The sequence below is a fragment of the Streptomyces shenzhenensis genome (assembly GCF_021462265.1).
In the GTDB taxonomy this organism is placed as follows: domain Bacteria; phylum Actinomycetota; class Actinomycetes; order Streptomycetales; family Streptomycetaceae; genus Streptomyces; species Streptomyces shenzhenensis.
Genome location: NZ_JAJONF010000032.1, coordinates 86,995 through 112,050 on the forward strand (window position 1 = coordinate 86,995; position 25,056 = coordinate 112,050).

General features: G+C 74.2%; 15 protein-coding genes, 1 tRNA gene and 3 pseudogenes. 13 read left to right on the forward strand and 6 right to left on the reverse strand.

Translation table 11 applies throughout. The features are described 5' to 3' along the window. Window positions 1–90: 90 nt before the first annotated feature. Window positions 91–1,068: a class I SAM-dependent methyltransferase gene (locus LQ326_RS32540; RefSeq protein WP_234542646.1), complete on the reverse strand. Its 978-nt coding sequence runs from the start codon at window positions 1,066–1,068 to the stop codon at window positions 91–93. A 373-nt stretch (window positions 1,069–1,441) separates the two neighbouring features. On the opposite strand from LQ326_RS32540, the gene LQ326_RS32545 reads away from it, so the two are divergent. The 4 genes from LQ326_RS32545 to fdh all read left to right on the forward strand — a co-directional run bounded on the left by LQ326_RS32545 (window position 1,442) and on the right by fdh (window position 7,175). Next, entirely contained in the window at window positions 1,442–2,497 is a 1,056-nt protein-coding gene (locus LQ326_RS32545; protein WP_234542647.1) for a 4Fe-4S dicluster domain-containing protein, read from the forward strand. After that, the gene (gene nrfD, locus LQ326_RS32550) at window positions 2,497–3,534 is read left to right on the forward strand and encodes an NrfD/PsrC family molybdoenzyme membrane anchor subunit (RefSeq protein WP_234542648.1); all 1,038 of its coding nucleotides are present in this window, start codon (window positions 2,497–2,499) and stop codon (window positions 3,532–3,534) included. Before LQ326_RS32545 ends, nrfD begins: the two co-directional genes overlap by 1 nt. Before the next feature lie 191 nt (window positions 3,535–3,725). After that, entirely contained in the window at window positions 3,726–3,911 is a 186-nt protein-coding gene (locus LQ326_RS32555) for a hypothetical protein (protein ID WP_234542649.1), read from the forward strand. Between the two features lie 3 nt (window positions 3,912–3,914). Further along, window positions 3,915–7,175, forward strand: coding sequence for a formate dehydrogenase (fdh, locus tag LQ326_RS32560; RefSeq protein WP_234542650.1), 3,261 nt, complete (start codon window positions 3,915–3,917; stop codon window positions 7,173–7,175). Between the two features lie 184 nt (window positions 7,176–7,359). Here fdh and selD read toward each other — a convergent pair whose 3' ends face one another. Next, the gene (selD, locus tag LQ326_RS32565; RefSeq protein ID WP_234542651.1) at window positions 7,360–8,376 is read right to left on the reverse strand and encodes a selenide, water dikinase SelD; all 1,017 of its coding nucleotides are present in this window, start codon (window positions 8,374–8,376) and stop codon (window positions 7,360–7,362) included. A 34-nt stretch (window positions 8,377–8,410) separates the two neighbouring features. Between selD and LQ326_RS32570 the strand changes: the two genes are divergently transcribed. Next, window positions 8,411–8,503: transfer RNA gene (locus LQ326_RS32570), tRNA-Sec, on the forward strand. A 32-nt stretch (window positions 8,504–8,535) separates the two neighbouring features. Here the strand turns inward: LQ326_RS32570 and LQ326_RS32575 are convergent. Together LQ326_RS32575 and selA are read right to left on the reverse strand one after the other, a co-directional pair. Next, window positions 8,536–10,278, reverse strand: a pseudogene (locus LQ326_RS32575) (SelB domain-containing protein); the annotation flags it as partial. Window positions 10,279–10,290: 12 nt separating this feature from the next. Further along, a complete protein-coding gene (gene selA / locus LQ326_RS32580; RefSeq protein ID WP_234542652.1) occupies window positions 10,291–11,628 on the reverse strand; it encodes an L-seryl-tRNA(Sec) selenium transferase in 1,338 nt (445 codons plus the stop codon). A gap of 268 nt (window positions 11,629–11,896) precedes the next feature. On the opposite strand from selA, the gene LQ326_RS32585 reads away from it, so the two are divergent. The 4 genes and pseudogenes from LQ326_RS32585 to LQ326_RS32600 form a co-directional block, all read left to right on the forward strand. Beyond that, the gene (locus tag LQ326_RS32585) at window positions 11,897–12,367 is read left to right on the forward strand and encodes an SPW repeat protein (protein WP_234542653.1); all 471 of its coding nucleotides are present in this window, start codon (window positions 11,897–11,899) and stop codon (window positions 12,365–12,367) included. A gap of 419 nt (window positions 12,368–12,786) precedes the next feature. After that, on the forward strand, window positions 12,787–13,875 hold the full coding sequence (cobT, locus tag LQ326_RS32590) for a nicotinate-nucleotide--dimethylbenzimidazole phosphoribosyltransferase (protein ID WP_234542654.1): 1,089 nt from the start codon (window positions 12,787–12,789) through the stop codon (window positions 13,873–13,875). A gap of 460 nt (window positions 13,876–14,335) precedes the next feature. Continuing rightward, window positions 14,336–16,162 (forward strand): phosphatidylglycerol lysyltransferase domain-containing protein, encoded by a 1,827-nt coding sequence (locus tag LQ326_RS32595; protein ID WP_234542655.1) that lies wholly within the window; start codon window positions 14,336–14,338, stop codon window positions 16,160–16,162. 13 nt (window positions 16,163–16,175) lie between these two features. Beyond that, a pseudogene (locus tag LQ326_RS32600) lies at window positions 16,176–16,847 on the forward strand (hypothetical protein); the annotation flags it as partial. Window positions 16,848–17,095: 248 nt separating this feature from the next. Here the strand turns inward: LQ326_RS32600 and LQ326_RS32605 are convergent. Further along, window positions 17,096–17,839: pseudogene (locus LQ326_RS32605) on the reverse strand (hypothetical protein); the annotation flags it as partial. An 81-nt stretch (window positions 17,840–17,920) separates the two neighbouring features. Between LQ326_RS32605 and LQ326_RS32610 the strand changes: the two are divergent. After that, window positions 17,921–18,718 (forward strand): adenosylcobinamide-GDP ribazoletransferase, encoded by a 798-nt coding sequence (locus tag LQ326_RS32610; RefSeq protein WP_234542657.1) that lies wholly within the window; start codon window positions 17,921–17,923, stop codon window positions 18,716–18,718. A gap of 38 nt (window positions 18,719–18,756) precedes the next feature. Here LQ326_RS32610 and LQ326_RS32615 read toward each other — a convergent pair whose 3' ends face one another. Next, entirely contained in the window at window positions 18,757–19,536 is a 780-nt protein-coding gene (locus LQ326_RS32615) for an endo alpha-1,4 polygalactosaminidase (protein ID WP_234542658.1), read from the reverse strand. A gap of 278 nt (window positions 19,537–19,814) precedes the next feature. Between LQ326_RS32615 and LQ326_RS32620 the strand changes: the two genes are divergently transcribed. The 3 genes from LQ326_RS32620 to sucB all read left to right on the forward strand — a co-directional run bounded on the left by LQ326_RS32620 (window position 19,815) and on the right by sucB (window position 24,977). Next, entirely contained in the window at window positions 19,815–21,362 is a 1,548-nt protein-coding gene (locus LQ326_RS32620) for a leucyl aminopeptidase (RefSeq protein ID WP_234542659.1), read from the forward strand. A gap of 331 nt (window positions 21,363–21,693) precedes the next feature. Next, window positions 21,694–23,082, forward strand: a complete 1,389-nt coding sequence (lpdA, locus tag LQ326_RS32625; protein WP_181807790.1) for a dihydrolipoyl dehydrogenase — start codon at window positions 21,694–21,696, stop codon at window positions 23,080–23,082. Window positions 23,083–23,141: 59 nt separating this feature from the next. Next, window positions 23,142–24,977 carry a 2-oxoglutarate dehydrogenase, E2 component, dihydrolipoamide succinyltransferase gene (gene sucB, locus LQ326_RS32630; protein ID WP_234542660.1) on the forward strand — a complete coding sequence of 612 codons (1,836 nt, stop codon included), beginning with the start codon at window positions 23,142–23,144 and terminating at the stop codon, window positions 24,975–24,977. Window positions 24,978–25,056 lie beyond the last annotated feature (79 nt).

Here is a 25,056-nt window from a genome sequence, read left to right on the forward strand (position 1 = left end):
CCCCTTCAGGGGCGCGGGGCTGAGTCGATGTGCGGCTCCGCCGCGTGGGCGCGAGCAACCCACCACCGCCCGCAGCCGCGCAACCGGCTCTCACCGCCCCTTTCTCGCGACGATCCGGTACGCGTTCGAGAAGGGCGTCCGGCGCAGCAGCGGTGCCAGGGTGTGGTCGGCGGCCCTCGCCACGGCGACCAGCGGCGCCGCCGCGCGCAGCCACCGCTTCGGCAGGAGCCGGCCCAGGAGCAGGCCGAGCGCGGCGGAGATGTCGTACGGCGTGTGGGGCGACTTCCGGTCGGTTCTGAGGATCTCGCAGCCCTGGGACTCCAGTTCCGCCCGCAGGTTGTCGAGTGGCATCAGGTGCAGGTGCCGGGGCTGGCCGTGCGGGATCCACCACTTGCCCAGGAGCCTGGCGAACGCGCTGTGCGGGTTCGGGGCGTCGATCAGCAGGTGGCCGCCGGGGCGCAGCGCCGTGAGGGCGGCGCGGAGTTCGGCGCGCGGGTCGGGGGTGTGTTCCAGGTGGTGGAACATGCTGACGACGTCGTAGCGGGCGCGCAGCCGGGCCAGCACCTCCGGGGCGGCCAGATGGCCGCAGTGGGCCTCCTCGATGTGGCCCTCCGCCTGGGCCCACACCACGCGCAGGGTCGGGTCCAGGCCGTCGAAGGACGTGTAGGGGAAGAGTTCCCTCGCCCTGCGCGGGAAGTGGGCGTGGCCCGTGCCCACGTCCAGCCAGCTCTCCGGCTCCGGCAGCGCCAGCATCACGCGGGCGGCGGCGAGGTGCCGGCGGCGGCTGGTGCGGGTGGCGAGCAGTCGGTCGGCGTAGTCCTCCAGGTGCCCTTCGTGGAAGTCCCGGTGGTAGCGGGCGAGGCCCGCCGGGGACAGCCGGGGGTTCTGGAAGATGTGGGCGCAGTCGCGGCACTCGTCGACGGTGAACGTGCCGGGCCGGTGGTGGAGGAGGTCGGGCGTGCGCAGGCGGGTGCGCAGGCGCCTGGAGCCGCACCAGGGGCAGTCCTCGCGGCGCGGCTCGTGGAACCGGTCGGGGCCCGGGGCGGGTCCGGGCGTGGGCGGCGGCATGGTCGGCTCCCTGTACTCCCTGTGCTCCCTGAACGCAATCCACTGCAAACCGGAACGTATGGGATCCCCGTCTCGCCTGCCAAGGCGCCGTGCGGGTGGGGTACGGAGATCCGGCACCGAACCGCTGACGTGCTCCCCGCTGCCGCGTACCGGGGCCAGCCGGATCCTGGTGTGTGAAACACCCCGGCCGCGCGCCCGGCACGGAGGTGCGGCGCCGGTTCGGCGGGCACCGCGGCCGCGACACCCCGGCCGCCGGTACGGCGGCGCCCGGATCGGCCCGCCGGGCGCCGACTGGCAACGCCGTCGCGTGGAACTCGTACCAGCGGCTCCCGGCGAGACCGGCGAGGGGACGACATGTGAAGGAGGGCGAGCCATGACCGACAGCGGCGGCGACGAGACCCGCGGGGCGCGGCCGGACCCGAGGCACGGAAACCTGCTGTCCGGCCCGCAGCCGGACGTGGCGGGCGCGGCCGGTTATCCGGACAGCCCGCCGCGGATGGGCTTCTTCACCGACACCTCCGTCTGCATCGGCTGCAAGGCGTGCGAGGTGGCCTGCAAGGAGTGGAACGCGGTCCCCGAGGACGGCCTGGTCCTGACCGGCATGTCCTACGACAACACCGGGGGGCTGGGCGCGGACACCTGGCGCCATGTGGCCTTCATCGAGCAGCGCAAACCGCTCGGCCGCCAGGAACCCGGGGTCTCCCACGACGACGCAGACGTGTTCGCCGCCGCCCGTACCCTCGGCACCTGCGCCTCCTCCCCCGGCCCGGGCGCCACGGCACCGGCCGCCGGCACCGCGCCGGCGGGCGCGCCGGCCGGGGAGATCTCGCCGGTGCACCCCGACGGGCGCGCCGAACTGCGCTGGCTGATGGCCTCCGACGTGTGCAAGCACTGCACCCACGCGGCCTGCCTGGACGTCTGCCCCACCGGCTCGCTGTTCCGCACCGAGTTCGGGACGGTCGTCGTCCAGGAGGACATCTGCAACGGCTGCGGCTACTGCGTGCCCGCCTGCCCGTACGGCGTGATCGACCAGCGCAGGGACGACGGCCGGGTCTGGAAGTGCACGCTCTGCTACGACCGGCTCGGCGTCGGCATGGAACCGGCCTGCGCGAAGGCGTGCCCGACCGACTCCATCCAGTTCGGCCCGCTGGAGGAGCTGCGGGAGCGGGCGGCGGGCCGGGTGGCCCGGCTGCACGAGGCCGGCGTCCCCGACGCCCGGCTGTACGGCGCGGACCCCGGCGACGGGGTGGGCGGCGACGGGGCCTTCTTCCTGCTGCTGGACGAGCCGGAGGTGTACGGCCTGCCCCCGGACCCCGTCGTCACCACCCGGGACCTGCCGGACATGTGGCGGCACGCGGCGCTGGCGGCGGCCTCGCTGGCCGCGCTCGCCGTTTCCAGTTTCGTGGGCTTCGGCCGGAGGAGGCCGTGATGACCGGTTCCGATGTGACACGCGAGGGCGTCCGGGGTGCCCGGCCCGGGCGGGACGCCCCCACCGGAAAGCACGGGCGGCGCCGCCGGGGGCGCGGCGAGCGGAGCATGGTGCCGGACGCCGAGTTCTCCTCGTACTACGGCAAACCGGTCCTGAACAAGCCGACCTGGAAGCCGCTCGACATCGCCGGTTACCTCTACCTCGGCGGGCTCGCCGGCGGCTCCTCGCTGCTGGCGGCCGGAGCGCAGCTCACCGGACGTCCGGCGCTGGCCCGGGTGGCGAAGCTGGGCGCGGCGGGCGCCATCTCGCTGTCGCTGGCCGCGCTGGTCCATGATCTGGGCCGCCCGTCCCGTTTCCTGAACATGCTGCGGGTGCTCAAGCCGACCTCGCCGATGAGCGTGGGCTCGTGGCTGCTGGCGGGTTACGCACCGCTGACCATGGCAGCGGCGGCGACCGACGTGGCCGGGCGCCACCGGCTCGTCGGCTCGGCCGCCACCGTGTCGGCCGCCGTCCTCGGCCCGGCCGTCGCCACCTACACCGCGGTGCTGCTGTCCGACACGGCGGTGCCCGCCTGGCACGCGGGCTACCGCGAGCTGCCGTTCGTCTTCGCGGGCTCCGGCGCCACGGCCGCGGCCGGGCTGGCGCTGCTGGCGGTGGAACCGGGACAGACGGGCCCGGCCCGGCGGCTGGCGGCCCTGGGCACGGCGGCGGAGCTGGGCGGCTTCCAGCTGATGAAGCACCGCATGGGCGGCCTGCTGTCCGAGCCGTACGAGCAGGGCAGGGCGCACACGCTGCTGCGGACGGCGGAGGTGCTCACGGCGGGCGGCGCGGCCCTGGCGGCCCTCGGCGACCGGGGTCCCCGCCGGGTCCTCGCGGCGCTGGCGGGCGCCGCCCTGCTCACCGGCTCGGCGGCGCTGCGGTTCGGGGTGTTCCGCGCCGGGGTCGCCTCCGCCGAGGACCCGAAGTACACGGTCGTACCCCAGCGGGAGCGGGCGAACGCCGCCGCGGCGGCGGACGGGCCCCCGGCCGTGCCGTGAGGCGGGCGGTGCGTCGGAGTCCGGCCCCGCCGCGGGCCCGTGCACCGGGTCCGCCGGCCCATCCGTCCACGACCCCCGGGGATGGTTCCGGCCGGCCGTCCGGTCCACCACCCCCGGGGACGGTTTCGGCCGGCGTCCCGGGGGTACTCCGGCGCAGCGGGAGAACCGGTACGCGGAAGGAGGCGGCGGCGATGCCCGTCCGGAGTCAGACGCCTCGGCCGCTCGCCGGCGGCCCCGGCCGTACGAAGGCCGGCCGGCCCGCCCCGCAGCACGCCCCGGCGGTGGTCGCCGGGACCGTGGCGGCGGCCGTGGGCCACGTCAGGGACGCGCTCGGCGGACGGCCCGCCGGCCGGCGCGGCACGGAACGGGAGGTCTGAGCCATGGGCGTACGCACCTGGATCGACTCCTGGCCGGTCTACCGCCAGCTCACCGGCACCGACCCGCTGGGCCGCGGGGCCGCCGCGAAGAGCGCGCACAGCGCCCGGCTGACCCCTCGCACGGCGCGCGCGGACCGCGTGGTGAAGTCGGTCTGCCCGTACTGCGCGGTGGGCTGCGGCCAGAACGTCTACGTCGAGAACGGCAAGGTCACCCAGATCGAGGGCGACCCCGACTCGCCGATCTCCCGCGGCCGGCTCTGCCCCAAGGGCTCGGCCAGCCTCCAGCTGACCACCGGCGACGCCCGCGAGCACCGGGTCCTGTACCGGCGCCCGCACGGCACCGGCTGGGAGCACCTGGATCTCGACACGGCGATGGACATGATCGCCGACCGGGTCGTCGCCGCCCGCCGGGCCGGCTGGCAGTGGGAGGCCGACCGGACCCGGACCCGCCGCACCCTCGGCATCGCCAGCCTCGGCGGGGCCACCCTCGACAACGAGGAGAACTACCTCCTCAAGAAGCTGTACACGGCGCTCGGCGCGATCCAGATCGAGAACCAGGCCCGCGTTTGACACTCCTCCACCGTTCCCGGTCTGGGAACCTCGTTCGGACGCGGCGGCGCGACCACCTTCCAGCAGGACCTGCAGCACTCGGACTGCATCGTCATCCAGGGCTCGAACATGGCCGAGTGCCACCCGGTCGGGTTCCAGTGGGTGATGGAGGCGAAGGCCCGTGGCGCGAAACTGGTCCACGTCGACCCGCGGTTCACCCGCACCAGCGCGCTGGCCGACCTGCACGTGCCGCTGCGCGCGGGCACCGACATCGCCTTCCTCGGCGGGATCATCAACCACGTCCTGACGCACGAGAAGTACTTCCGTGACTACGTGGTCGCGTACACCAACGCGCCCGTGATCCTCGGTGAGGACTTCCGCGACACCGAGGACCTGGACGGTGTCTTCTCCGGCCTGGACTTGGACCACCGCCGCTACGACAACAGCAGTTGGCAGTACGAGGGCATGGAGGTGCAGGCCGCCTCCGGGGAGCGCGACCAGGAGTACGACGAGCGCACCGGCGGCGGCGGTTCGGTGACCGAGGCGGCCCGCGGCGAGGCGCACGGCTCCGGCGGCGCGGCCCTCGGCGAGGGCGAGCCCGAGCGGGACGAGACGCTCACCCACCCGCGCTGCGTCCTCCAGGTCCTCAAACGGCACTACGCGCGCTACACGCCCGAGACGGTCGAGCAGATCTGCGGGGTCCCGCGGGACGTCTTCCGCCAGGTGTGCGAACTGGTCACGGAGAACTCCGGACGGGACCGGACGACGGCCTTCGCCTACGCGGTCGGCTGGACCCAGCACACCGTGGGCGTGCAGTACATCCGCGCCGCCGCCATCCTGCAGAGCCTGCTCGGCAACATCGGCCGCCCCGGCGGCGGCATCCTCGCGCTGCGCGGCCACGCCTCCATCCAGGGCTCCACCGACATCCCCACCCTGTTCAACCTGCTTCCCGGGTACATCCCGATGCCGCACGCCCACCAGAACCAGGACCTGGACGCCTTCGTGGCGGCGGAGGCGGCCCGCAAGGGCTACTGGGGCAACATGCGCTCCTACCTGGTGAGCCTGCTCAAGGCGTACTGGGGCGAGGCGGCCACCGCGGACAACGACTTCTGCTTCGACTACCTGCCGCGCCTGACCGGCTCCCACTCCACCTACGAGACGACCATGGCCCAGCTGGACGGCGTCTGCAAGGGCTACTTCCTGCTCGGCGAGAACCCCGCCGTCGGCAACGCCGACTCCAAGCTGATGCGGCTCGGCATGGCCAACCTGGACTGGCTGGTCGTGCGCGACTTCTCCCTGATCGAGTCGGCCACCTGGTGGCAGGACGGCCCCGAGATCGAGACCGGTGAACTGCGCACCGAGGACATCCGCACCGAGGTGTTCTTCCTGCCGGCCGCCGCGCACACCGAGAAGGACGGCAGCTTCACCAACACCCAGCGCCTGCTGCAGTGGCACCACCAGGCCGTCGAACCGCCCGGGGACTGCCGCAGCGACCTGTGGTTCGCCTTCCATCTCGGCCGGATCCTCCGCGAGAAACTGGCCGGCTCCACCGACCCCATGGACCAGCCGCTGCTCGACCTCACCTGGGACTACCCCACCGGGGGCGAGCACGCCGAACCCGAGGCGGAGGCCGTCCTCGCCGAGATCAACGGCCACGACGCCAAGGGCAGCCCGCTCGCCTCCTACGAGCAGCTGGCCGACGACGGTTCCACGTCCTGCGGCTGCTGGATCTACTGCGGGGTCTACGCCGACGGCGTCAACCAGGCCGCCCGCCGCAAACCCGGCAGGGAACAGGACTGGGTCGCGAACGAATGGGCCTGGGCCTGGCCGGCCAACCGGCGCATCCTCTACAACCGGGCCTCCGCCGACCCCGACGGAAAGCCGTGGAGCGAGCGCAAGGCGCTGGTGTGGTGGGACGAGGAGCAGGCGAAGTGGGTCGGCCACGACATCCCCGACTTCGCCGGCACCAAGTCCCCGCACCACCGGCCGCCGCCCGGCGCCACGGCCGCCGAGGCGCTCTCGGGCACCGACCCGTTCATCATGCAGGCCGACGGCAAGGCCTGGCTGTACGTCCCCTCCGGCCTCACGGACGGGCCGCTGCCCACCCACTACGAGCCGCAGGACTCCCCGTTCCCGAACCTGCTCTACCGTCAGCAGCGCAACCCGGTACGGCAGTTGCTGCCCCCGCATCCCGACAACCGCTACCAGCCCAGCGGCACCGAACCCGGCTCCGAGGTCTTCCCGTACGTGGCCACCACCTACCGGCTCACCGAGCACCACACGGCGGGCGGCATGTCCCGCTGGCTGCCCTACCTGGCCGAACTTCAGCCGGAGTTCTTCTGCGAGGTGTCACCCGAACTCGCCGCCGAGCGCGGCCTGGCGCACACCGGCTGGGCCACGATCGTCAGCGCCCGGGGCGTCGTCGAGGCACGGGTGCTGGTCACCGACCGGATGACCCCGCTGACCGTGCGGGGCCGCCGCCTCCACCAGGTCGGCCTCCCGTACCACTGGGGCCCGAACGGCTACAGCACCGGGGACGCGGCCAACGAGCTGCTGCACCTGTCCCTCGACCCCAACACCCACATCCAGGAGGCCAAGGCCTTCGCCGTCGACATCCGCCCCGGCCGGCGCCCACGCGGCCCGGCCGCCGTGGAACTGGTGCGCGCCTACCGGGACCGCGCGGGCATCGACGAGCACACGGGCACGGAACCGTGACCCGCCTTCCGCCGCGCGGGTGCGGGCGCGGGTGCCTGCGGGCGTCCAGGGTCCGCCGGGGGGCGCGGGGTGCGGTGCGCGCGGGGATGCGCCTACGCGGAACTTGGGGTACGCGGGCGCGAAGGGGCGAGAGGCGCGCGTACGCGGGGCGCGGTGGGCGCGGCACGCACGGTGGGCGCGGGGATCACCTGAGTACGAGCGAGTGGTCGCCGCGCGGCACCAGCTCACCGATCACCGGCGCCCCCGGTACCTCCCCGGCCACCAGCAGCCCGCCCGAGGTCTGGGCGTCGGCGAGCAGGAGCCGGGTGCCCTCGTCGGTGTCGCCGAAGTCGGTGTGCGGCGCCACCCACTCCAGGTTGCGCCGGGTGCCCCCGCTGACATATCCGTCCCGGACCGCCTCCCGGGCGCCCTCCAGGTAGGGCACCGCGGCCGTGTCGAGGACCGCGCTCACGCCGGAGGCCCGGGCCAGCTTGTGCAGATGGCCGAGGAGGCCGAACCCGGTGACGTCGGTGGCGCAGTCCGCCCCGGCGGCCAGGGCCGCCTCGGCGGCGTCCCGGTTGAGGGCCGTCATGGTCGCGACCGCTAGCTCGAAGCGCTCACCGGTCGCCTTGTGCCGGTTGTTCAGCACACCCACCCCGAGCGGCTTGGTGAGGGACAACGGCAGCCCCGGGCGCCCGGTGTCGTTGCGCAGCAGCCGCGCCGGGTCGGCGACACCGGTGACGGCCATGCCGTACTTGGGTTCCGGATCGTCCACGCTGTGTCCGCCGCCGACATGGCAGCCGGCCTCCGTGGCCACCGCCAGCCCGCCGCGCAGCACCTCGCGGGCGAGGTCGAACGGCAGCCGGTCCCGGGGCCAGCCGAGGAGGTTGACGGCGAGCAGCGGCCGGCCGCCCATCGCGTACACGTCGGACAGCGCGTTGGCGGCGGCGACGCGACCCCAGTCGTAGGGGTCGTCGACGACCGGGGTGAAGAAGTCGGCGGTGCAGACGACCGCCGTGCCCTCCTGCCCGGGCAGCGTGACCACGGCCGCGTCGTCGCCGGTGTCGATGCCGACCAGGAGCGGGCCGCCGCCGGCCGGAACGGCGGGCCGCAGCGCGCCGACGATCTCCTCCAGCTCACCGGGTGGGATCTTGCAGGCGCAGCCGCCGCCGTGGGCGAACTGTGTGAGCCGTACGGACGCCTGGCGGGTCGCTGGTGTCATTCCGGTCTCCTGGGGAACTAGCGTGGCGGTCGGTGGAGGCGTGTGGGTGCCTGGTGGCCCTCCCGGTCTTCAAAACCGAGGTGCCCGAGGATCTCGGGCAGGCGGGTTCGATTCCCGTCCGCCTCCGTTCCCCGGCCGCCGGCAGCACCGGCGCCGGTCGTCCACCCGCTCCGTGTACCCCTGGGCGTCCAGGTACTCCAGCAGCGGTACGGCCACCCGGCGGGTGGTGTCCAGGGCCTGCCGGGCCTCGCTCGGGGTGAAGGGCTGCGGCAGGCGGGCGAGTACGGCGGCCGCGCGCGCGGCCGCGCCGGGCAGCAGCACGATCCCGTCGGCGATCCGCAGCAGCGCCCCCGCGGTCTCCGCGGCGGCCACCGCCTTGCGGGTCAGTCCCAGCGCGGCGAGCCGGTCGGCGTCCGGGGCGCGGAAGGGGGTACGGGCGAGGTCCGCGCACACGGCGTCCACGGCCTCGCGGACCGCAGGCGGCAGCGCCGGGCCGAGACCGCCGGCCTCGTACAGCCGGCCCTGCCGGACGGTGAGCCGGGGAGCGGTCACGGCGAGCGCGTCGACCAGCTCCCGGTCGGGCAGGCCCAGCAGGTGCCGGGCGGCCTCCGCCGGCAGCCCGGGTTCCAGGGGGTGTTCCTTCGCGTGCCGTAGCACCTCGGTGACCAGGCGCTCGCCCAGCCGTGCCCAGTGCGCCGGGTCGGCGAGCCAGTCCCCGGCCACGGGTGCGGCGGGCACCGGCACCCCCGCCGCGAGCAGCTCCGCGCGCCGGGCCAGTCCGCGCCGCCGCAGCTCCGCCGCCCCGTCCGGGACCCCGGTCATGGTGGCCAGTTCGGCCGCCCGGACCCGCGCCGCGCCCCGCCGGGCCAGGCGCGGCGGCCGGACGTCGAGCACGGTCGCGGCACAGGGCGTGCGGTGACCGCCCGGTTCGCGGAGCACCGCGCGGTCGCCGACGCGCAGCGGGAGTTCGCGGTCCAGGGTCAGCCGGGCGGTGTCCTCGCCCAGCGGGCGGACGGCCACCGGGACGGCGGCGGTGCCGATGTGCAGGGTGACGGTCCGGGGCAGGTCGGCGACGGGTTCCCCGACGATCCGGACGTCCACGAGTCCGGTGCGCAGCCAGCGCTCCGGTGTCAGCAGGACGTCTCCGCGCCGCAGTTCACCGGCGCCGGGCCCGTGCACGTTCACGGCGACCCGTGCCACCGCGCCGACCGCGGCGCGGTCCTCGTGCAGGGACTGCAGTTCGCGCACGCGCAGCACGGTCGTACCGTCGCCGGTCACCAGCCGGTCCCCGACGCGCAGGGTGCCGGCCCCGAGCGTCCCGGTGACCACCGTGCCGTGGCCGCGGACCGTGAACGCCCGGTCCAGCCACAGCCGTACGTCGGCGTCGGCCGACGGCACCGGCAGGGCAGCCGCCAGCCGCCCGAGTTCGGCGCGCAGCCGGTCGAGGCCGGCGCCGGTGACCGAGCTGACCGCGACCGCGGGGACGGCGCCCAGCGAGGTGGCGGCCAGGCGCCCGGCCGCGTCCGCCAGCACCGGCCCGGGATCCGCCAGGTCGCTGCGGGTCACCGCGAGGACGGCGTGCCGTACGCCGAGGGCGTCCAGGATCGCCAGGTGCTCCTCGGACTGGGGCTGCCAGCCCTGGTCGGCGGCGACCACGAAGAGCACCGCCGGTACCGGACCCACCCCGGCCAGCATGGTCGGCACGAACCTCTCGTGGCCGGGCACGTCGACGAAGGCGAGAGGCTCGCCGTCCGGGTCCGGCCGGGTCCACACGAACCCCAGGTCCAGGGTGAGCCCCCGGCGCCGCTCCTCCTCCAGACGGTCCGGTTCCATCCCGGTGAGCGCCCGGACCAGGGCGGACTTGCCGTGGTCGACGTGGCCGGCGGTGGCCAGTACCCGCATGCCGCGCGCCTCCTATCGTCGGGCCGCGCTGCCGGCCGCCGCGCGTACCGCTTCGGCCAGCCGGGCGTCGTCCGCCGGGGGCACCGCCCGCAGATCGAGCAGGCAGCGTCCCCCCTCCAGCCGGCCGACGACCGGGATCCGCCCGCCGCGCAGGGCGGCCGCGAACCGCTCCGGCAGGGACAGCGCGGCGCTGGGCAGCACCACGCCGGGCGCGCCGCCCCCGCCGACCGTCGCCGCGCTCTCGACCGCCCGTACGTCGATGCCGCCGGTCTCCGGAAAGGCGCCCAGGGCGGCGGCGAGCCGGTCGGCGCGGGCGCGGAGTCCGGCGGGGTCGGCGGTCAGCGCCTCGGCGGTCGGGGTGGGCGGTCCGCCGAGGGTGGCCTCCAGGGCGGCGAGGGTCAGTTTGTCCACGCGCAGGGCGCGGGCGAGGGGGTGCCGGGCGAGGGTGCGGACCAGGCCGGCCTCGCCGAGGAGCAGCCCGCACTGGGGGCCGCCGAGGAGTTTGTCGCCGCTGGCCGTGACGAGGGCGGCACCGGCGCGCAGCTGGGTCGTGGCGTCCGGTTCGCCGGGGAGCAGCGGATGGGGGGCCAGCAGCCCGGAACCGATGTCGACGACGACCGGGACGCCCAGCCCGGCGAGTTCGCCGACCTCCGCGGCACGGGTGAAGCCGGTGATGCGGAAGTTGGACGGATGCACCTTCAGGACGAACCCCGTGCCCGGCCCGAGCACGGCCGCGTAGTCCTCGGCGGTGGTGCGGTTGGTGGTGCCGACCTCGCGCAGCCGGGCGCCGGTGGCGACCAGCAGGTCGGGCAGCCGGAAGCCGTCGCCGATCTCCACCATCTCGCCGCGGCTGACCACGATCTCCTTGCCGGCGGCGAGCGCGGTGGCCGCCAGCACCAGCGCGGCGGCGCCGTTGTTGACGACGTGCACGGCTCCGGCGTCGGGCACCCGGACCTGCAATGCCCGCAGCGCGGTGCGCCCGCGGCGGGCCCGTACGCCGGTGTCCAGGTCCAGTTCCACATCGGTAGGCCCGGCGGCCTCGGCCACCGCGCGCCGGGCCGCCGCCGACAGCGGGGCCCGGCCCAGGTTGGTGTGCAGCAGCACGCCGGTGGCGTTGATCACGGCACGCAGCCCGCAGGCCGTGTCCGGCAGCAGCCCGGCCGCCTCGTCGGCCACGGCCTCGGGCGGGATCCGGCCGGTCCTGGCCCGGTCCTGCGCTTCCCGGACGGCAGCCCGGACGGCAGGCGCCCCGAGCCGGCCGGCCGCGTCGGCCAGCCGTGGATCGCGGAGCAGGACATCGGTGCGCGGCACCCGGCGCCGTACGTCCTGGTCCGGCGCTTCGAATGGCACCGTTCGCGGGCACCGGTCCGCGCCCGGCTGCTCCGCCGTACCCCGCGGATCCATGCGGGCCCCTGTCTCTCCCGCCCGCCGTCGGCCGTGCGGGCGCTCCCATCGTCTCCCAGTGCCCCGGACGGCACCGGCGACACGCCCGCCAGGGGTGCGAGTAGCGCCCCGAGTGCCTGGATTCTGGTGATTTCGAGCGGTTTGCACTGGGTACCCGGGTGCCACCCGAGGACGAACCGTCCCGCTTTCAAGCCGAAAGACCGAGGTGAAAGAAATGACCACATCTCCCAGGCCGTCCATGGAGACGCACCCGGACATCGTCGAGATGCGGCTGCGCCACGAGACGGCGGAGCGCGCGACGAGCACCGCACAGGGGCAGGCCGTCGGGACGATGGCGTTCCTCACCGGCATCTACCTGGCGGCCTCACCGTGGATCGCCGGCTTCAACGGCCTGTCCACCCTCGCCGTCACCAACCTCATCGTCGGCATCGCCTACGCGATGGCGATGAGCGGCGGGTTCGGCCGGGCCTACGAGCGGACCCACAGCATGGCGTGGTGCGCCTGTCTGCTGGGGGTGTGGACGATCATCGCGCCGTGGGTGGTCGCCGGTTCGGTGCACACGACCAGGACCATCGTGAACAACGTCGTCACCGGCGCGGTGGCCTTCCTCCTCGCGCTGGCCGCCGCCGCGACCGCCCGGGCCGCGGAGTCGTCGACCCTCAGGGGAGGCATCGCGGCACGGTAGGCCGCGTGCCGCGGCCCCGGACCGGGGCGCGGTGCCGGCGCCGCTCCGGGTGCGGCGGCGAGCCGGGGGGCGCCGGCCGTGCCGGGGCACCGTCCAAGCCGGGTGCGCTGTCCGTGCCGAAGGCGCCGTCCGTGCCGGGTGCGCTGTCCGTGCCGAAGGCGCCGTCCGTGCCGAAGGCGCCGTCCCGTGCCGGGTGCGCCGTCCGTGCCGGGCCGGCAGTGCACCAGCCGGCCGTCCGGGCCGACGGCGTCGGCCCCGGCGCGGGGTGAGCCGGACCCGCCGTATGGCCTGTCCACCGGATTCGGCCCGATTCGCCCCGGAGCCGCAGGGAGGCGCCGATACCCGCTCCGACCAGGGCGGGAGGGCACGGCAGGAGACGCCGGCTGAACCGTTCGTTCGGTGCCGGTACTGTTCGGCGAATGAGCTCGCTGAATCTCGACGACTTCACCGATCTGATCGAGCGCCCCGACGGCGGTGTGCGCCGTGACGCCGAGGCGCGCCGGGAGCGGCTGATCGTGCCGCCCGGATCGCTGGGCCGCCTCGGCGACCTGGGTGAGTGGCTGGCCGCCGCGCAGGGCTCGGTACCGGTACGGGCCGTGGAACGGCCCCGGGTAGTGCTCTTCGCCGGTGACCACGGGGTCGCCGAACTCGGCGTCTCCGCGCGGCCCGCGGGCAGTGCGGGGCTGCTGGTGCGGGCGGTCCTGGAGGGGGCCAGCCCGGTGGCGGTGCTGGCCCGGCGGCTCGGGGTGCCGGTACGGATCGTGGACATGGCACTGGACTGCGACCCGGAGACGCTGCCCGAGGAGGTCGTACGGCATCGGGTGCGACGGGGCAGCGGCCGTATCGACATCGAGGACGCGCTGACCCTGGAGGAGGCCGAGGCGGCCTTCCGGGCGGGGGTGGCGCTGGCCGACGAGGAGGCCGACTCGGGGACCGATCTGGTGGTGCTCGGCGATGTCAGCGTCGGCGGCACCACGGCGGCCTCCGTCCTGGTCGCGGCGCTGTGCGGGACGGACGCGTCGGTGGTGACCGGGCGGGGCGGGCTCGCCATCGACGACCTCGCGTGGATGCGCAAGTGCGCGGCGATCCGGGACGCGCTGCGGCGGGCGCGGCCGGTGCTCGGGGACCAGTTGCAGTTGCTGGCGACGGTCGGCGGGGCCGACCTCGCGGCGATGACCGGGTTCCTGTTGCAGGCGGCGGTGCGGAAGCTGCCGGTGGTGCTGGACGGCGTGGTGGTGGCCGCGTGCGCGCTGGTCGCCCAGCGGATCGCGTTCCGGGCGCCGGACTGGTGGCTGGCCGGGCATGACAGCGGAGAGCCGGGGCAGGCGAAGGCACTGGACCGGATGGCTCTGGAGCCGCTCCTCGACCAGGGCGTGACGGTCGGTGAGGGCGCGGGCGCACTGCTCGCCCTGCCGCTGGTCCAGGCCGCGGCGGCACTGGCGGCGGAGCTGCCGGAGAAGCCGGAGAAGCCGGAGAAGCCGGAGAGCGAAGAGCAGCCGGAGGGTTAGCGGGACCGCGGGTCACGGCCGGGACGGCACCGCCGGAACGCGCCGTCCCGGCCGATCGCCGTCGCGGCGGCCAGAAGAGACCGGCACAGCAAGGGACCGGCGAGCCCCAGTAGCGACACCCCGCACGCCAAGCCAGTCGGCACCGCCGGAACGCGCCGTCCCGGCCGATCGCCGTCGTGGCGGCCAGAAGTGACCGGCAGTGCCCCCCGCACGCCAAGGCCGGGACGGCGCCGGGATACGCCGTCGCGGTGGGCGGAGTGGGTGGGCGGGGCGCCCCTTCAGGGGTGCGGGGCTGTATCGATGTGCGGCCCCGCCGCCTGGGCGCGATCGGCCGCGGTGGCGCGGCACTCGGCATGCGGCCGGTACGGCCGCGGCGAGACCCGCGGCCCATGGATGCGTCCGGTGAAAAAGGGTGCGTGTGGCCGGGTTCGCCATCGGAGCCCCCATATGATCGCTCTCCATGGGAGATGTCCGAATTGCCGTGGAGCGGTGTGATGGACGTGGGCCGGGGCGTCGGGGAGCGGGGGTTTCCGGGCGGGCCGCCGCCGTTGCCGTGTGGTACCTGCGGGCCGTCGCCTTCGTCAATTTCCTCAGCGCGGTGTGGGTGTCGCTGGGGCAGGACGTGCGGCGGCACAACCAGGAGAACTTCTTCACGCCGTACCTGCTGACCGCCGGCTTCGCCTCCGGGGTGTTCACCGCGTTCCTCGCGATCACGATGCGGCGGCGCAAGCGGGCCGCGTGGATCCTCAACCTGGTGCTGAGCGGGCTCTTCCTCGCGCTGTTCGCGTTCGCCATGGCTTTCCCGGAGATCCGGCGGTACGCGCAGAACTGGATCTCGATCGCGCTGACCGCGGCCTTCGTGGGGGCGCTGCTGGTCGGGCGGCGGGAGTTCTACGCCAAGGGCGACCGGTCCAACCCGCGGCTCGCCGCCACCGTCGCCGTCGGCGGTGGGCTCGTCGCCTCACTGCTCGCCGCCTTCCTCGTGACCATGACCAACCAGGCGCCGCACGCCGCACGTTCGACGTTCCCGGAGCGCTGGCACTACGGCACCCTGCGCCTGGTGTCGGTCGCCGCCGACCCCTCCCGGTTCCCGTACATCGCCCCGCCCAACTGGGTGAACGTCGTCATCAACGTGCTCAGCACGCTCCTTCTCCTCGCCGTCCTCTACGCCGCCTTCCGCTCCCGTCGTGCCGTCGACCCGATCACCGAGGACGACGAGAAGCAGCTGCGGGCGCTGCTGGAGCGGCACGGCGAGCGGGACTCCCTCGGGTACTTCGCGCTGCGGCGGGAGAAGAGCGTGGTCTGGTCGCCGACCGGGAAGGCGGCGGTGGCGTACCGGGTGGTGGGCGGGGTGTCGCTCGCCTCCGGGGATCCGATCGGGGACCCGGAGGCGTGGCCGGGGGCCATCGCGCCGTGGCTCGCCGAGGCGCGGGCGCACGGGTGGATCCCCGCGGTGATGGGAGCGAGCGAGGAGGCCGGGACCGTGTACGCCCGGCACGGGCTGGACGCGCTGGAGCTCGGGGACGAGGCGATCGTCGAGGTCGCCGAGTTCACGCTGGAGGGGCGGGCGATGCGGACCGTCCGGCAGGCCTGCAACCGGGTCGGGCGGGCGGGGTACACGGTGCGGATCCGCCGGCACGAGGACATCCCGGCGGACGAGATGTCGTATCTGATCCGGCGCGCCGACGACTGGCGGGACGGCGCCACCGAGCGCGGGTTCAGCATGGCGCTGGGACGGCTCGGGGATGCCCGGGACGGGCGGTGCGTGATGCTGGAGTGCGCGGACGGGGAGGGGGACCTGCGGGGCCTGCTCTCTTTCGTGCCGTGGGGGCCGGGCGGGCTCTCCCTCGACCTCATGCGGCGGGACCGGGACTCCGACAACGGGCTGATGGAGTTCATGGTCATCGAACTGCTGCGCCGTGCCGGGGAGATCGGGGTCACGCAGGTCTCGCTCAACTTCGCGATGTTCCGCTCGGTCTTCGAACGTGGTGCGCGGCTCGGCGCGGGACCGGTGCTGCGGCTGTGGAGGTCCTTGCTGAGCTTCTTCTCCCGGTGGTGGCAGATCGAGTCCCTGTACCGGGCCAACGCCAAGTACCGGCCCATCTGGGAACCCCGGTTCCTGCTCTTCGAGAAGAGCGCCGACCTGCCGCGCATCGGCCTGGCGTCGGCGCGCGCGGAGGGGTTCCTGGGGGCCGTGTCCGCGGGGCTGCCGAAGTCGGCGCGCCGCGAGCGCCTGGAAACACGGAGGGACGCCCGACGAGTCCCGCAGCAGGACACGCACGGATGATGAGGGCCGCCGCGTGAAACCGCTCGCCCGCTGGGCCCGAGCCGAATGGGTGCTGTTGTACGCCGCCGTGCACGGCCCGCTGACGGAGCGCCGGCTGCGGGCGGTGCCGATGACGGCCGGGGCGGTGTGCCTGACCGCGCTGCTGCAGTTCGCGCAGAACCAGCCGTGGGGCTACCGGTTCGTGCAGGACGTCGGCGCGGTGCGCGCCGAGGACCCCCTCTGGACGGTCCTGCTGCGCACCCCGCTGTCGCTGTTCGTGCCGGCCCTGGACCTGCCGGTGTGGGGCGCGCTGGTCCAGATCCTGGTGGTGTTCGGCATCGCCGAGGTGTGCCTGGGCTGGTGGCGGAGCCTGACCGTCGCGTACGTGGCGACCCTCGCCGGCACGCTGTACGCCCGGCTCGGCATCGCCCTGGGGCCGCACGGTCCGCTGGGTCTGCAGGCCTCGGACGCGCGGGTGGTGGACGCCGGGCCGTCGGCCGCCGTCGTCGGGCTCGCGGTCTACCTGGGGTGGCGGTACGGCGCTCAGGTCACCGCCGGCGCGGTGGCGGCCGCCATAGTGGTCGAGGTGGCGCTCAAGGACAACCTCGCCGGCAAGGAGCACCTGGCGGCCATCGCGGGCGTTTCGGCACTGTGCGCGACGGTGACGGCGGGACGGCGGCTGTGGCACCGCCGACGTCAGCGGCGGCCGGTACCGGACCCGGAGCCGGGCTTGAATCCGGAGCCGGGTTCAGGGCCGGGGCCGGGGCCGGGGCTGAGTTTGCGTCCGGAGCCGGATCCGGGGCTGAGTTTGGGTCCGCGGCCGGGACCGGGTTCGGCGCCAGATCCGGGGACGAGGCCGGGTTCGGGTCCGGAGCCGCGTTCGGGCCCGGAGCCGGGTTCGGGCCCGGAGCCGGGTTCGGTCCCGGAGCCAGGTTCGGTCCCAGGCAGTTGGGCCGGTTCAGGGCGATCGGGTCTGCCGCCGATCCAGTCCTGAAGGGTCCGGGCGGGCCGGGACCAGCGGCGGTCGTGGCGATGGGCGCGCAGTTCGGCCCGGGCCCGGGCGCGCGGCCGGTTGACGTAGAAGCGGCGGGCCCAGGGCGAGCCGGGGCGGGCCAGGCGGACCGCGCCGACGAGCGCGACCAGCGGGACGATCACCCCGAAGATCGCGGTACGGGCCTTGCCCTTGCCCAGGGCGACGAGGGAGAAGAGGAAGCTGGCCGCGACGTTCGCGATGACGGCCCCCCGGCTCTGGAGTTCGTCCCCCGTGACGTCGTTGACGCCGAACGGCGAGAACCCGGCGAGCAGCAGCCCCACCAGCGCGGCCGTGATGACGACGATCTCGACGCTCTTGCGGCCCTCCTCGGTCCAGTAGACGTCGCCGAGATGCAGGATCAGCGCGAACTCGTCGAGGACGAGCCCCGCGCCGGTCCCGAAGACGACCGCGGCGAGGGCCGCGCCGACGCCGTTGCGGGAACTGGCGACCGCGGCGAAGCCGCCGATGACGACGAGGACGACCCCGGGGACCACGTGGTGGATGTGCAGCCCGCCCGCCCGCACGTTGCCGAACGGGCCCTTTCCGGCACGGATCAGCCGGGTGATCGCCCGGGTGACCGCGAAGGTCAGGACGAAGGCGGTCAGCGCCAGCAGCAGCGGGAGTTTGCCCGGCTCGATGATGTTCCGCTCCACCCAATGTCCCATGTGCGCACTTTATCCCTGGCTGCCCTCCCGGCCGCACGGCCAGGGGCACCGCCCTTGCTGACCACCGGGTAACCTGCGCCGGTGGCTGCGACCTCTACGACTCCCTGGCCCGACGGCGTCCGCTTCGCCTTCGGCACACTCACCGTCTTCCCCGTGAAGGTGACCCGCTGGGACCGCGAGGCGGCCCGTGGCGGCATGCTGTCCGCCCCGCTGGCCGGCCTGGCGGTCGGCCTCTGCGCGGGGACGGTCGGCGCACTGCTGGTGGTGCTCGGGGCGGGTGCGCTGCCGGCCGCGGTCGCCGCCGTCGCCGTACCGGCCGTGCTCACCCGGGGACTGCACCTGGACGGTCTCGCCGACACCGCCGACGGTCTGGGCAGCGGCAAGCCCGCCGAGGACGCCCTGCGGATCATGAAGCAGTCGGACATCGGGCCGTTCGGGGTCATCACGCTCGTCCTCGTCCTGCTCGGTCAGGTGGCCGCGCTGGCCCAGGCGTACGGCGACGGGTGGGAGCGGGGTGCCCTGGCGGCGGTCGTCGCGGCGACGGTGGCCCGGCTGGCGCTGACGCTGGCCGCGGTGGAGGGGGTGCCCGCCGCCCGGCCGGAGGGGCTGGGGGCGGCGGTCGCCGGGGTGGTTCCCAAGGTGGGGGCGACCGTGGTCACGTTCGCGGTGATGCTGCTGGCGGCGGGCGCCGGGGCGCTGGTCGGGCCGGGCGACAGCCTGCGGGCGCTGCTCGCGGTGGTGGTCGCCGAGGCCGCGACGGACGGGCTGCTGCGGCACTGCAGGCGACGGCTGGGCGGGGTGACCGGGGATGTGTTCGGGGCGCTCGCCGAGACGGCGGCCACCGCGGCGCTCGTGGTGTTCTCGTTCGGCGGCCACTGAACGGGCCCCGGCGAAGGGGCACTTCAGCAGGCCCGGCCTCAGCAGGCCTGCCGCCACGCCCCCAGCTCGTACTTCTTCTCCAGCGAGCTGAGCCGCAGTCTCCGCGACTGGGCGCAGAACCTGCTCGTCGGCAGTTCGTACTCCACGTGGAAGACCGCCTTGTCCGCCTTGATGAACGGCTTCAGGTCGTCGCACTCGCCGTACTGGGCGCACTGCTCGTTCACCGCGAAGTCGAAGTCGCCCACCAGCTGCGGGATCTGGTCCAGGTCGTTCTTCAGGCCCACCGACAGGCCCCGGTCATGGGCGAGCCGGGCGACGAGCCGGTTGTAGCGGAGCTGGTCGGCCGCCGTGAGGGGGAAACCCGTGCGGTTCTTGTAGCCGTCCATGTTGTCGGGCTCCACCGCGTCGAAGCCCTTCTTCGCGCACATGTCGAAGCGGGCCGCCATCAGCGGCTTCAGCACGTCCGTACGACGGATGTCCAGCCAGCGCTCGCCCTTCCAGCCGTTGCCGCGGCCGAGCACCGAGGCGGGGAACCTCCGCGCGTCGGGGCGCCAGTCCTCGTAGGCGCCGGTGGAGATGTAGCAGATCGTCCTACGGCCCTTGCGGTGCAGCGTGGCGACCGTCGCCTTTGACTGGTCGAAGCCGTCGATGTCGTAGACGGATGCCTTGACGGAGGTGTCGACACGGCCGCTCAGCTGCCACTGCCAGCTGACCCCGGGTCTCGGCTGCCAGCGCCCGGTGTCCTCGGGGGCCCGGGTGCAGGCGGACAGCACGGCCGGCAGGAGCAGCAGGGCGAGCAGAGACGTGGTGCGGGACATCACCGGGCGGGCTCCAGGGCGGGTGGCGGACGACGCAGTCGATGATCTCCCATACCGGTCGCGGGACGGCAAGTGGCCCGGATGCCACCCTCAGGTGAACGCCCGCAGGAATGAGCGAGCGCATCCACACGCGTAGGCTCGTCCCGGGTGTTCGCCGACGGGGTGAAGGCCCCGGTCGCAACGCGTCCCGCGGGTATGGCCCGGGGTCGCCGCCCGGGCCCGGTCGACCCACCCGCTCGGCCACTGCAACTCAACATCGGAAGCGAGATTCCACCACCGTGACTGCTCTCACACTCAGCACCTCAGCGGCGCCCGGCCTCCGGGCCGACGCGATCGTGATCGGTGTCGCCAAGGGCGCCAAGGGCCCGGTCGTCGCCCCGGGCGCCGAAGCCGTGGACACGGCGTACGACAGCAGGCTCGCCGCCGTCCTGGAGACCCTCGGAGCCTCGGGTGCCGAGGGCGAACTGACGAAACTGCCCGCTCCGGCCGGCTTCAAGGCACCGCTCGTCATCGCGGTGGGCCTGGGCGCCGAGCCCGACCGGGACGCGGAGTACGAGGCCGAGGCGCTGCGCCGGGCGGCCGGTGTCGCCGCCCGCGCGCTGGCCGGGGCCCGGAAGGCGGCCTTCGCGCTGCCCGTCGAGGACGCGGCCGCCGTGGCCGCGATCGGCGAGGGCGTGCTGCTCGGCGCGTACTCCTTCGACACGTACAAGGACAACGGTGCCAACGGTGCGGGCACCGGCAAGAGCGTGAAGGCGAAGAACGGCAGGACGCCGCTCGCCGAGGGCGTGCTGCTCGGCGGCAAGCCGCGGGACGCGGCCCACAAGGCGGCCCTGGCCCGTGCCACGACCGTCGCCGAGGAGCTCAACCGGGCCCGCGACCTGGTCAACACCCCGCCGAACGACCTCACGCCGGCCGCGTTCGCCGCGATCGCGCAGGGCGCCGCCAAGGAACACGGCCTCAAGATCCAGGTGCTCGACGACAAGGCCCTCGCCAAGGACGGCTACGGCGGCATCCTCGGCGTCGGCGGCGGCTCGGCGGCGACTCCGCGGCTGGTGAAGCTGTCGTACACGCACGCCGAGGCGGACAAGCACCTCGCCTTCGTCGGCAAGGGCATCACCTACGACTCGGGCGGCATCTCGCTCAAGCCGGCCGGCCACAACGAGACGATGAAGTGCGACATGAGCGGGGCGGCGGCGGTGTTCGCGGCGGTCGTCGCGGCAGCGCGGCTCGGTCTGCCGGTCAACGTGACCGGGTGGCTGGCGCTGGCCGAGAACATGCCGTCCGGCACCGCGGTGCGCCCCGGTGACGTGCTGCGCATGTACAGCGGCAAGACCGTCGAGGTGCTCAACACGGACGCGGAGGGCCGGCTGGTGCTCGCCGACGCGCTGTGGGCGGCGTCGGCGGAGCGGCCGGACGCGATCGTGGACGTGGCGACGCTGACCGGCGCGATGATGCTGGCGCTGGGCAGCCGGACGTTCGCGGTCATGGGGAACGACGACGCGTTCCGCTCCGCGGTGCACGAGGCCGCGGAGGAGGTGGGCGAGCCGGCGTGGCCGATGCCGCTGCCGGAGCACCTGCGCAAGGGGATGGAGTCGCCGACCGCCGACATCGCGAACATGGGTGAGCGGATGGGCGGCGGGCTGGTCGCGGGGCTCTTCCTGCGGGAGTTCGTGGGCGAGGGGATCACCTGGGCCCACCTGGACATCGCGGGGCCGGCCTTCAACGAGGGGGGTGCCTTCGGGTACACGCCGAAGGGGGGCACGGGGTCCGCGGTGCGGACGCTGGTGCGGCTGGCGGAGCTGACGGCCGAGGGCGACCTGGGCTGACGTCGGTTTTCCTGGACGGGACCTCGCGCGCGGGTAGGGCGGGGTCCCGTCGCCTGTCGACTCGGTCCGGTCCGTCGTACGGCGGCTGCGGGCCGTGGGGGGCTGCTCGCGCAGTCCCCCGCGCCCCTTCGGGGGCGCTGCGTGTGGTGTCTCACACCCCGGCCCCGCGTCTCGTTCACCTCCGACAAGTGCGAAGATGGGGCTCGGCAGGACAGGGCCCCACCCACAGGGCCGAAGAGTAGAGCGGCCGGACACCAGCCGACCGACCGGTCAACCACCCGTATGGGACAAAGGTGCCCGGCGTACGGCGCACATGCATGGAGGACGTGACGTGGCGAACGACGCCAGCACCGTTTTCGACCTAGTGATCCTCGGCGGCGGTAGCGGCGGTTACGCCGCGGCCCTGCGCGGGGCGCAGCTGGGCCTGGACGTCGCCCTGATCGAGAAGGACAAGGTCGGCGGTACCTGCCTGCACCGGGGTTGCATCCCCACCAAGGCCCTGCTGCACGCGGGCGAGATCGCCGACCAGGCCCGCGAGAGCGAGCAGTTCGGTGTCAAGGCCACCTTCGAGGGCATCGACGTGCCGGCCGTCCACAAGTACAAGGACGGCGTCATCGCCGGTCTGTACAAGGGTCTGCAGGGTCTGATCGCCTCGCGCAAGGTGACGTACATCGAGGGCACGGGGCGGCTGTCCTCCCCCACCTCCGTGGATGTCAACGGCCAGCGGATCCAGGGGCGCCACGTGCTCCTCGCCACCGGTTCCGTGCCGAAGTCGCTGCCGGGTCTGGAGATCGACGGCAACCGGATCATCTCCTCCGACCACGCCCTCGTCCTGGACCGCGTACCGAAGTCCGCGATCATCCTGGGCGGCGGTGTCATCGGCGTCGAGTTCGCCTCCGCCTGGAAGTCCTTCGGGGCCGACGTCACCGTCATCGAGGGCCTCAAGCACCTCGTCCCGGTCGAGGACGAGAACTCCTCCAAGCTTCTTGAGCGCGCCTTCCGCAAGCGCGGCATCAAGTTCAACCTGGGCACCTTCTTCTCGAAGGCCGAGTACACCGCCGACGGCGTCAAGGTCACCCTCGCCGACGGCAAGGAGTTCGAGGCCGAGATCCTGCTCGTCGCGGTGGGCCGCGGTCCCGTCTCCGCGGGCCTCGGCTACGAGGAGCAGGGCGTCGCCATGGACCGCGGTTACGTCCTGGTCGACGAGTACATGCGGACGAACGTCCCGACCATCTCCGCCGTCGGTGACCTGGTCCCGACCCTCCAGCTCGCGCACGTCGGCTTCGCCGAGGGCATCCTGGTCGCGGAACGCCTGGCCGGCCTGAAGACCGTCCCGATCGACTACGACGGCGTGCCGCGGGTGACCTACTGCCACCCCGAGGTCGCCTCCGTGGGCATCACCGAGGCCAAGGCCAAGGAGATCTACGGTGCGGACAAGGTCGTCGCTCTGAAGTACAACCTGGCGGGCAACGGCAAGAGCAAGATCCTGAACACCGCGGGCGAGATCAAGCTCGTCCAGGTGAAGGACGGTGCCGTGGTCGGCGTCCACATGGTCGGCGACCGCATGGGCGAGCAGGTCGGCGAGGCCCAGCTGATCTACAACTGGGAGGCGCTGCCCGCCGAGGTCGCCCAGCTCATCCACGCCCACCCGACGCAGAACGAGGCGCTCGGCGAGGCCCACCTGGCCCTGGCCGGCAAGCCCCTGCACTCGCACGACTGACCCTCGGTCGAACACGCGACGACTCAGACTTCCGCAATTCGTAAGGAGCAACCGAAACCATGGCGGTTTCCGTAACCCTTCCGGCGCTCGGTGAGAGCGTCACCGAGGGCACTGTCACCCGCTGGCTGAAGGCCGAGGGCGAACGCGTCGAGGCCGACGAGCCACTGCTCGAGGTCTCGACCGACAAGGTCGACACCGAGATCCCGGCCCCCGCCTCGGGCGTGCTGGCCTCGATCAAGGTCGCCGAGGACGAGACGGTCGAGGTCGGCGCCGAGCTGGCCATCATCGACGACGGCACGGGCGCGCCCGCAGCCGCTCCCGCCCCGGCCGACGAGCCCGCCGCCGCCCCGGCCCCCGCCGCCCCCGCGCCGGTCGCCGAGGCCCCCGCCGCCCCGGCCCCCGCTGCCGCCGCCCCCGCCGCTCCGGCCGCCCCCGCCGGTGGCGCCTCCGGTACGGACGTGGTCCTGCCCGCGCTCGGTGAGTCCGTCACCGAGGGCACCGTCACCCGCTGGCTGAAGTCGGTCGGCGACTCCGTCGAGGCCGACGAGCCGCTGCTGGAGGTGTCGACCGACAAGGTCGACACCGAGATCCCGGCGCCCACCTCCGGTGTGCTCCTGGAGATCGTGGTCGGCGAGGACGAGACCGCCGAGGTCGGCGCCAAGCTCGCCGTCATCGGCGCCCCGGGTGCCGCTCCGGCGGCCGCCCCCGCCCCGGCCGCCCCGGCACCGGCACCGGCGCCCGCCGCCGCAGCCCCGGCCCCCGCGCCGGTCGCCCCGGCCCCGGCCCCCGCCGCTCCGGCTCCGGCTCCGGCTCCGGCTCCGGCAGCCCCCGCCCCGGCCGCGCCGGCGCCCGCCCCGGTCACCGCCGCTCCGGCTCCGGCCGCCCCGGCACCGGCCCCCGCGCCCGTCGCCCCGGCCCCGGTCACCCCAGCACCCGCCCCCGCGGCTCCGGTCGACGAGGGTGCCTACGTCACCCCGCTGGTGCGCAAGCTCGCCGCCGAGAACGGCGTCGACCTGGGCTCCGTCAAGGGCACCGGCGTCGGCGGCCGGATCCGCAAGCAGGACGTGCTCGCCGCCGCCGAGGCGGCGAAGGCCGCCGCCGCTCCGGCCCCCGTGGCCGCCGCCGCCCCGGCCGCCGCCGCTGCCAGGAAGGCTCCGGCGCTGGAGGTCTCCCCGCTCCGCGGCCAGACCGTCAAGATGACCCGCATCCGCAAGGTCATCGGCGACAACATGGTCAAGGCGCTGCACGAGCAGGCCCAGCTGTCCTCGGTCGTCGAGGTCGACGTGACCCGCCTGATGCGCCTGCGCGCCCAGGCCAAGGACTCGTTCGCGGCCCGCGAGGGCGTCAAGCTCTCCCCGATGCCGTTCTTCGTCAAGGCCGCCGCCCAGGCGCTGAAGGCCCACCCGGTCATCAACTCCCGGATCAACGAGGCCGACGGCACCATCACCTACTTCGACACCGAGAACATCGGTATCGCGGTGGACTCCGAGAAGGGCCTGATGACCCCGGTCATCAAGGGCGCCGGTGACCTCAACATCGCCGGTATCGCCAAGGCCACGGCCGACCTGGCCGGCAAGGTCCGCGGCAACAAGATCACCCCGGACGAGCTGTCCGGCGCGACCTTCACCATCTCCAACACCGGCTCGCGCGGCGCGCTGTTCGACACGATCATCGTGCCGCCGAACCAGGTCGCGATCCTCGGCATCGGTGCCACGGTCAAGCGTCCGGCCGTCATCGAGACGGAGGAGGGCACGGTCATCGGCGTCCGCGACATGACGTACCTGACCCTGTCCTACGACCACCGTCTGGTGGACGGCGCCGACGCGGCCCGTTACCTGACGGCCGTCAAGGCGATCCTGGAGGCGGGCGAGTTCGAGGTCGAGCTCGGTCTGTAGCAGGGCCGAGGGTCCCGGCGACGCCGGGACCGGCCCCTGAGCCCACGGGTTCCACGGTGCCCCGTCCGGAGTTCTTCCG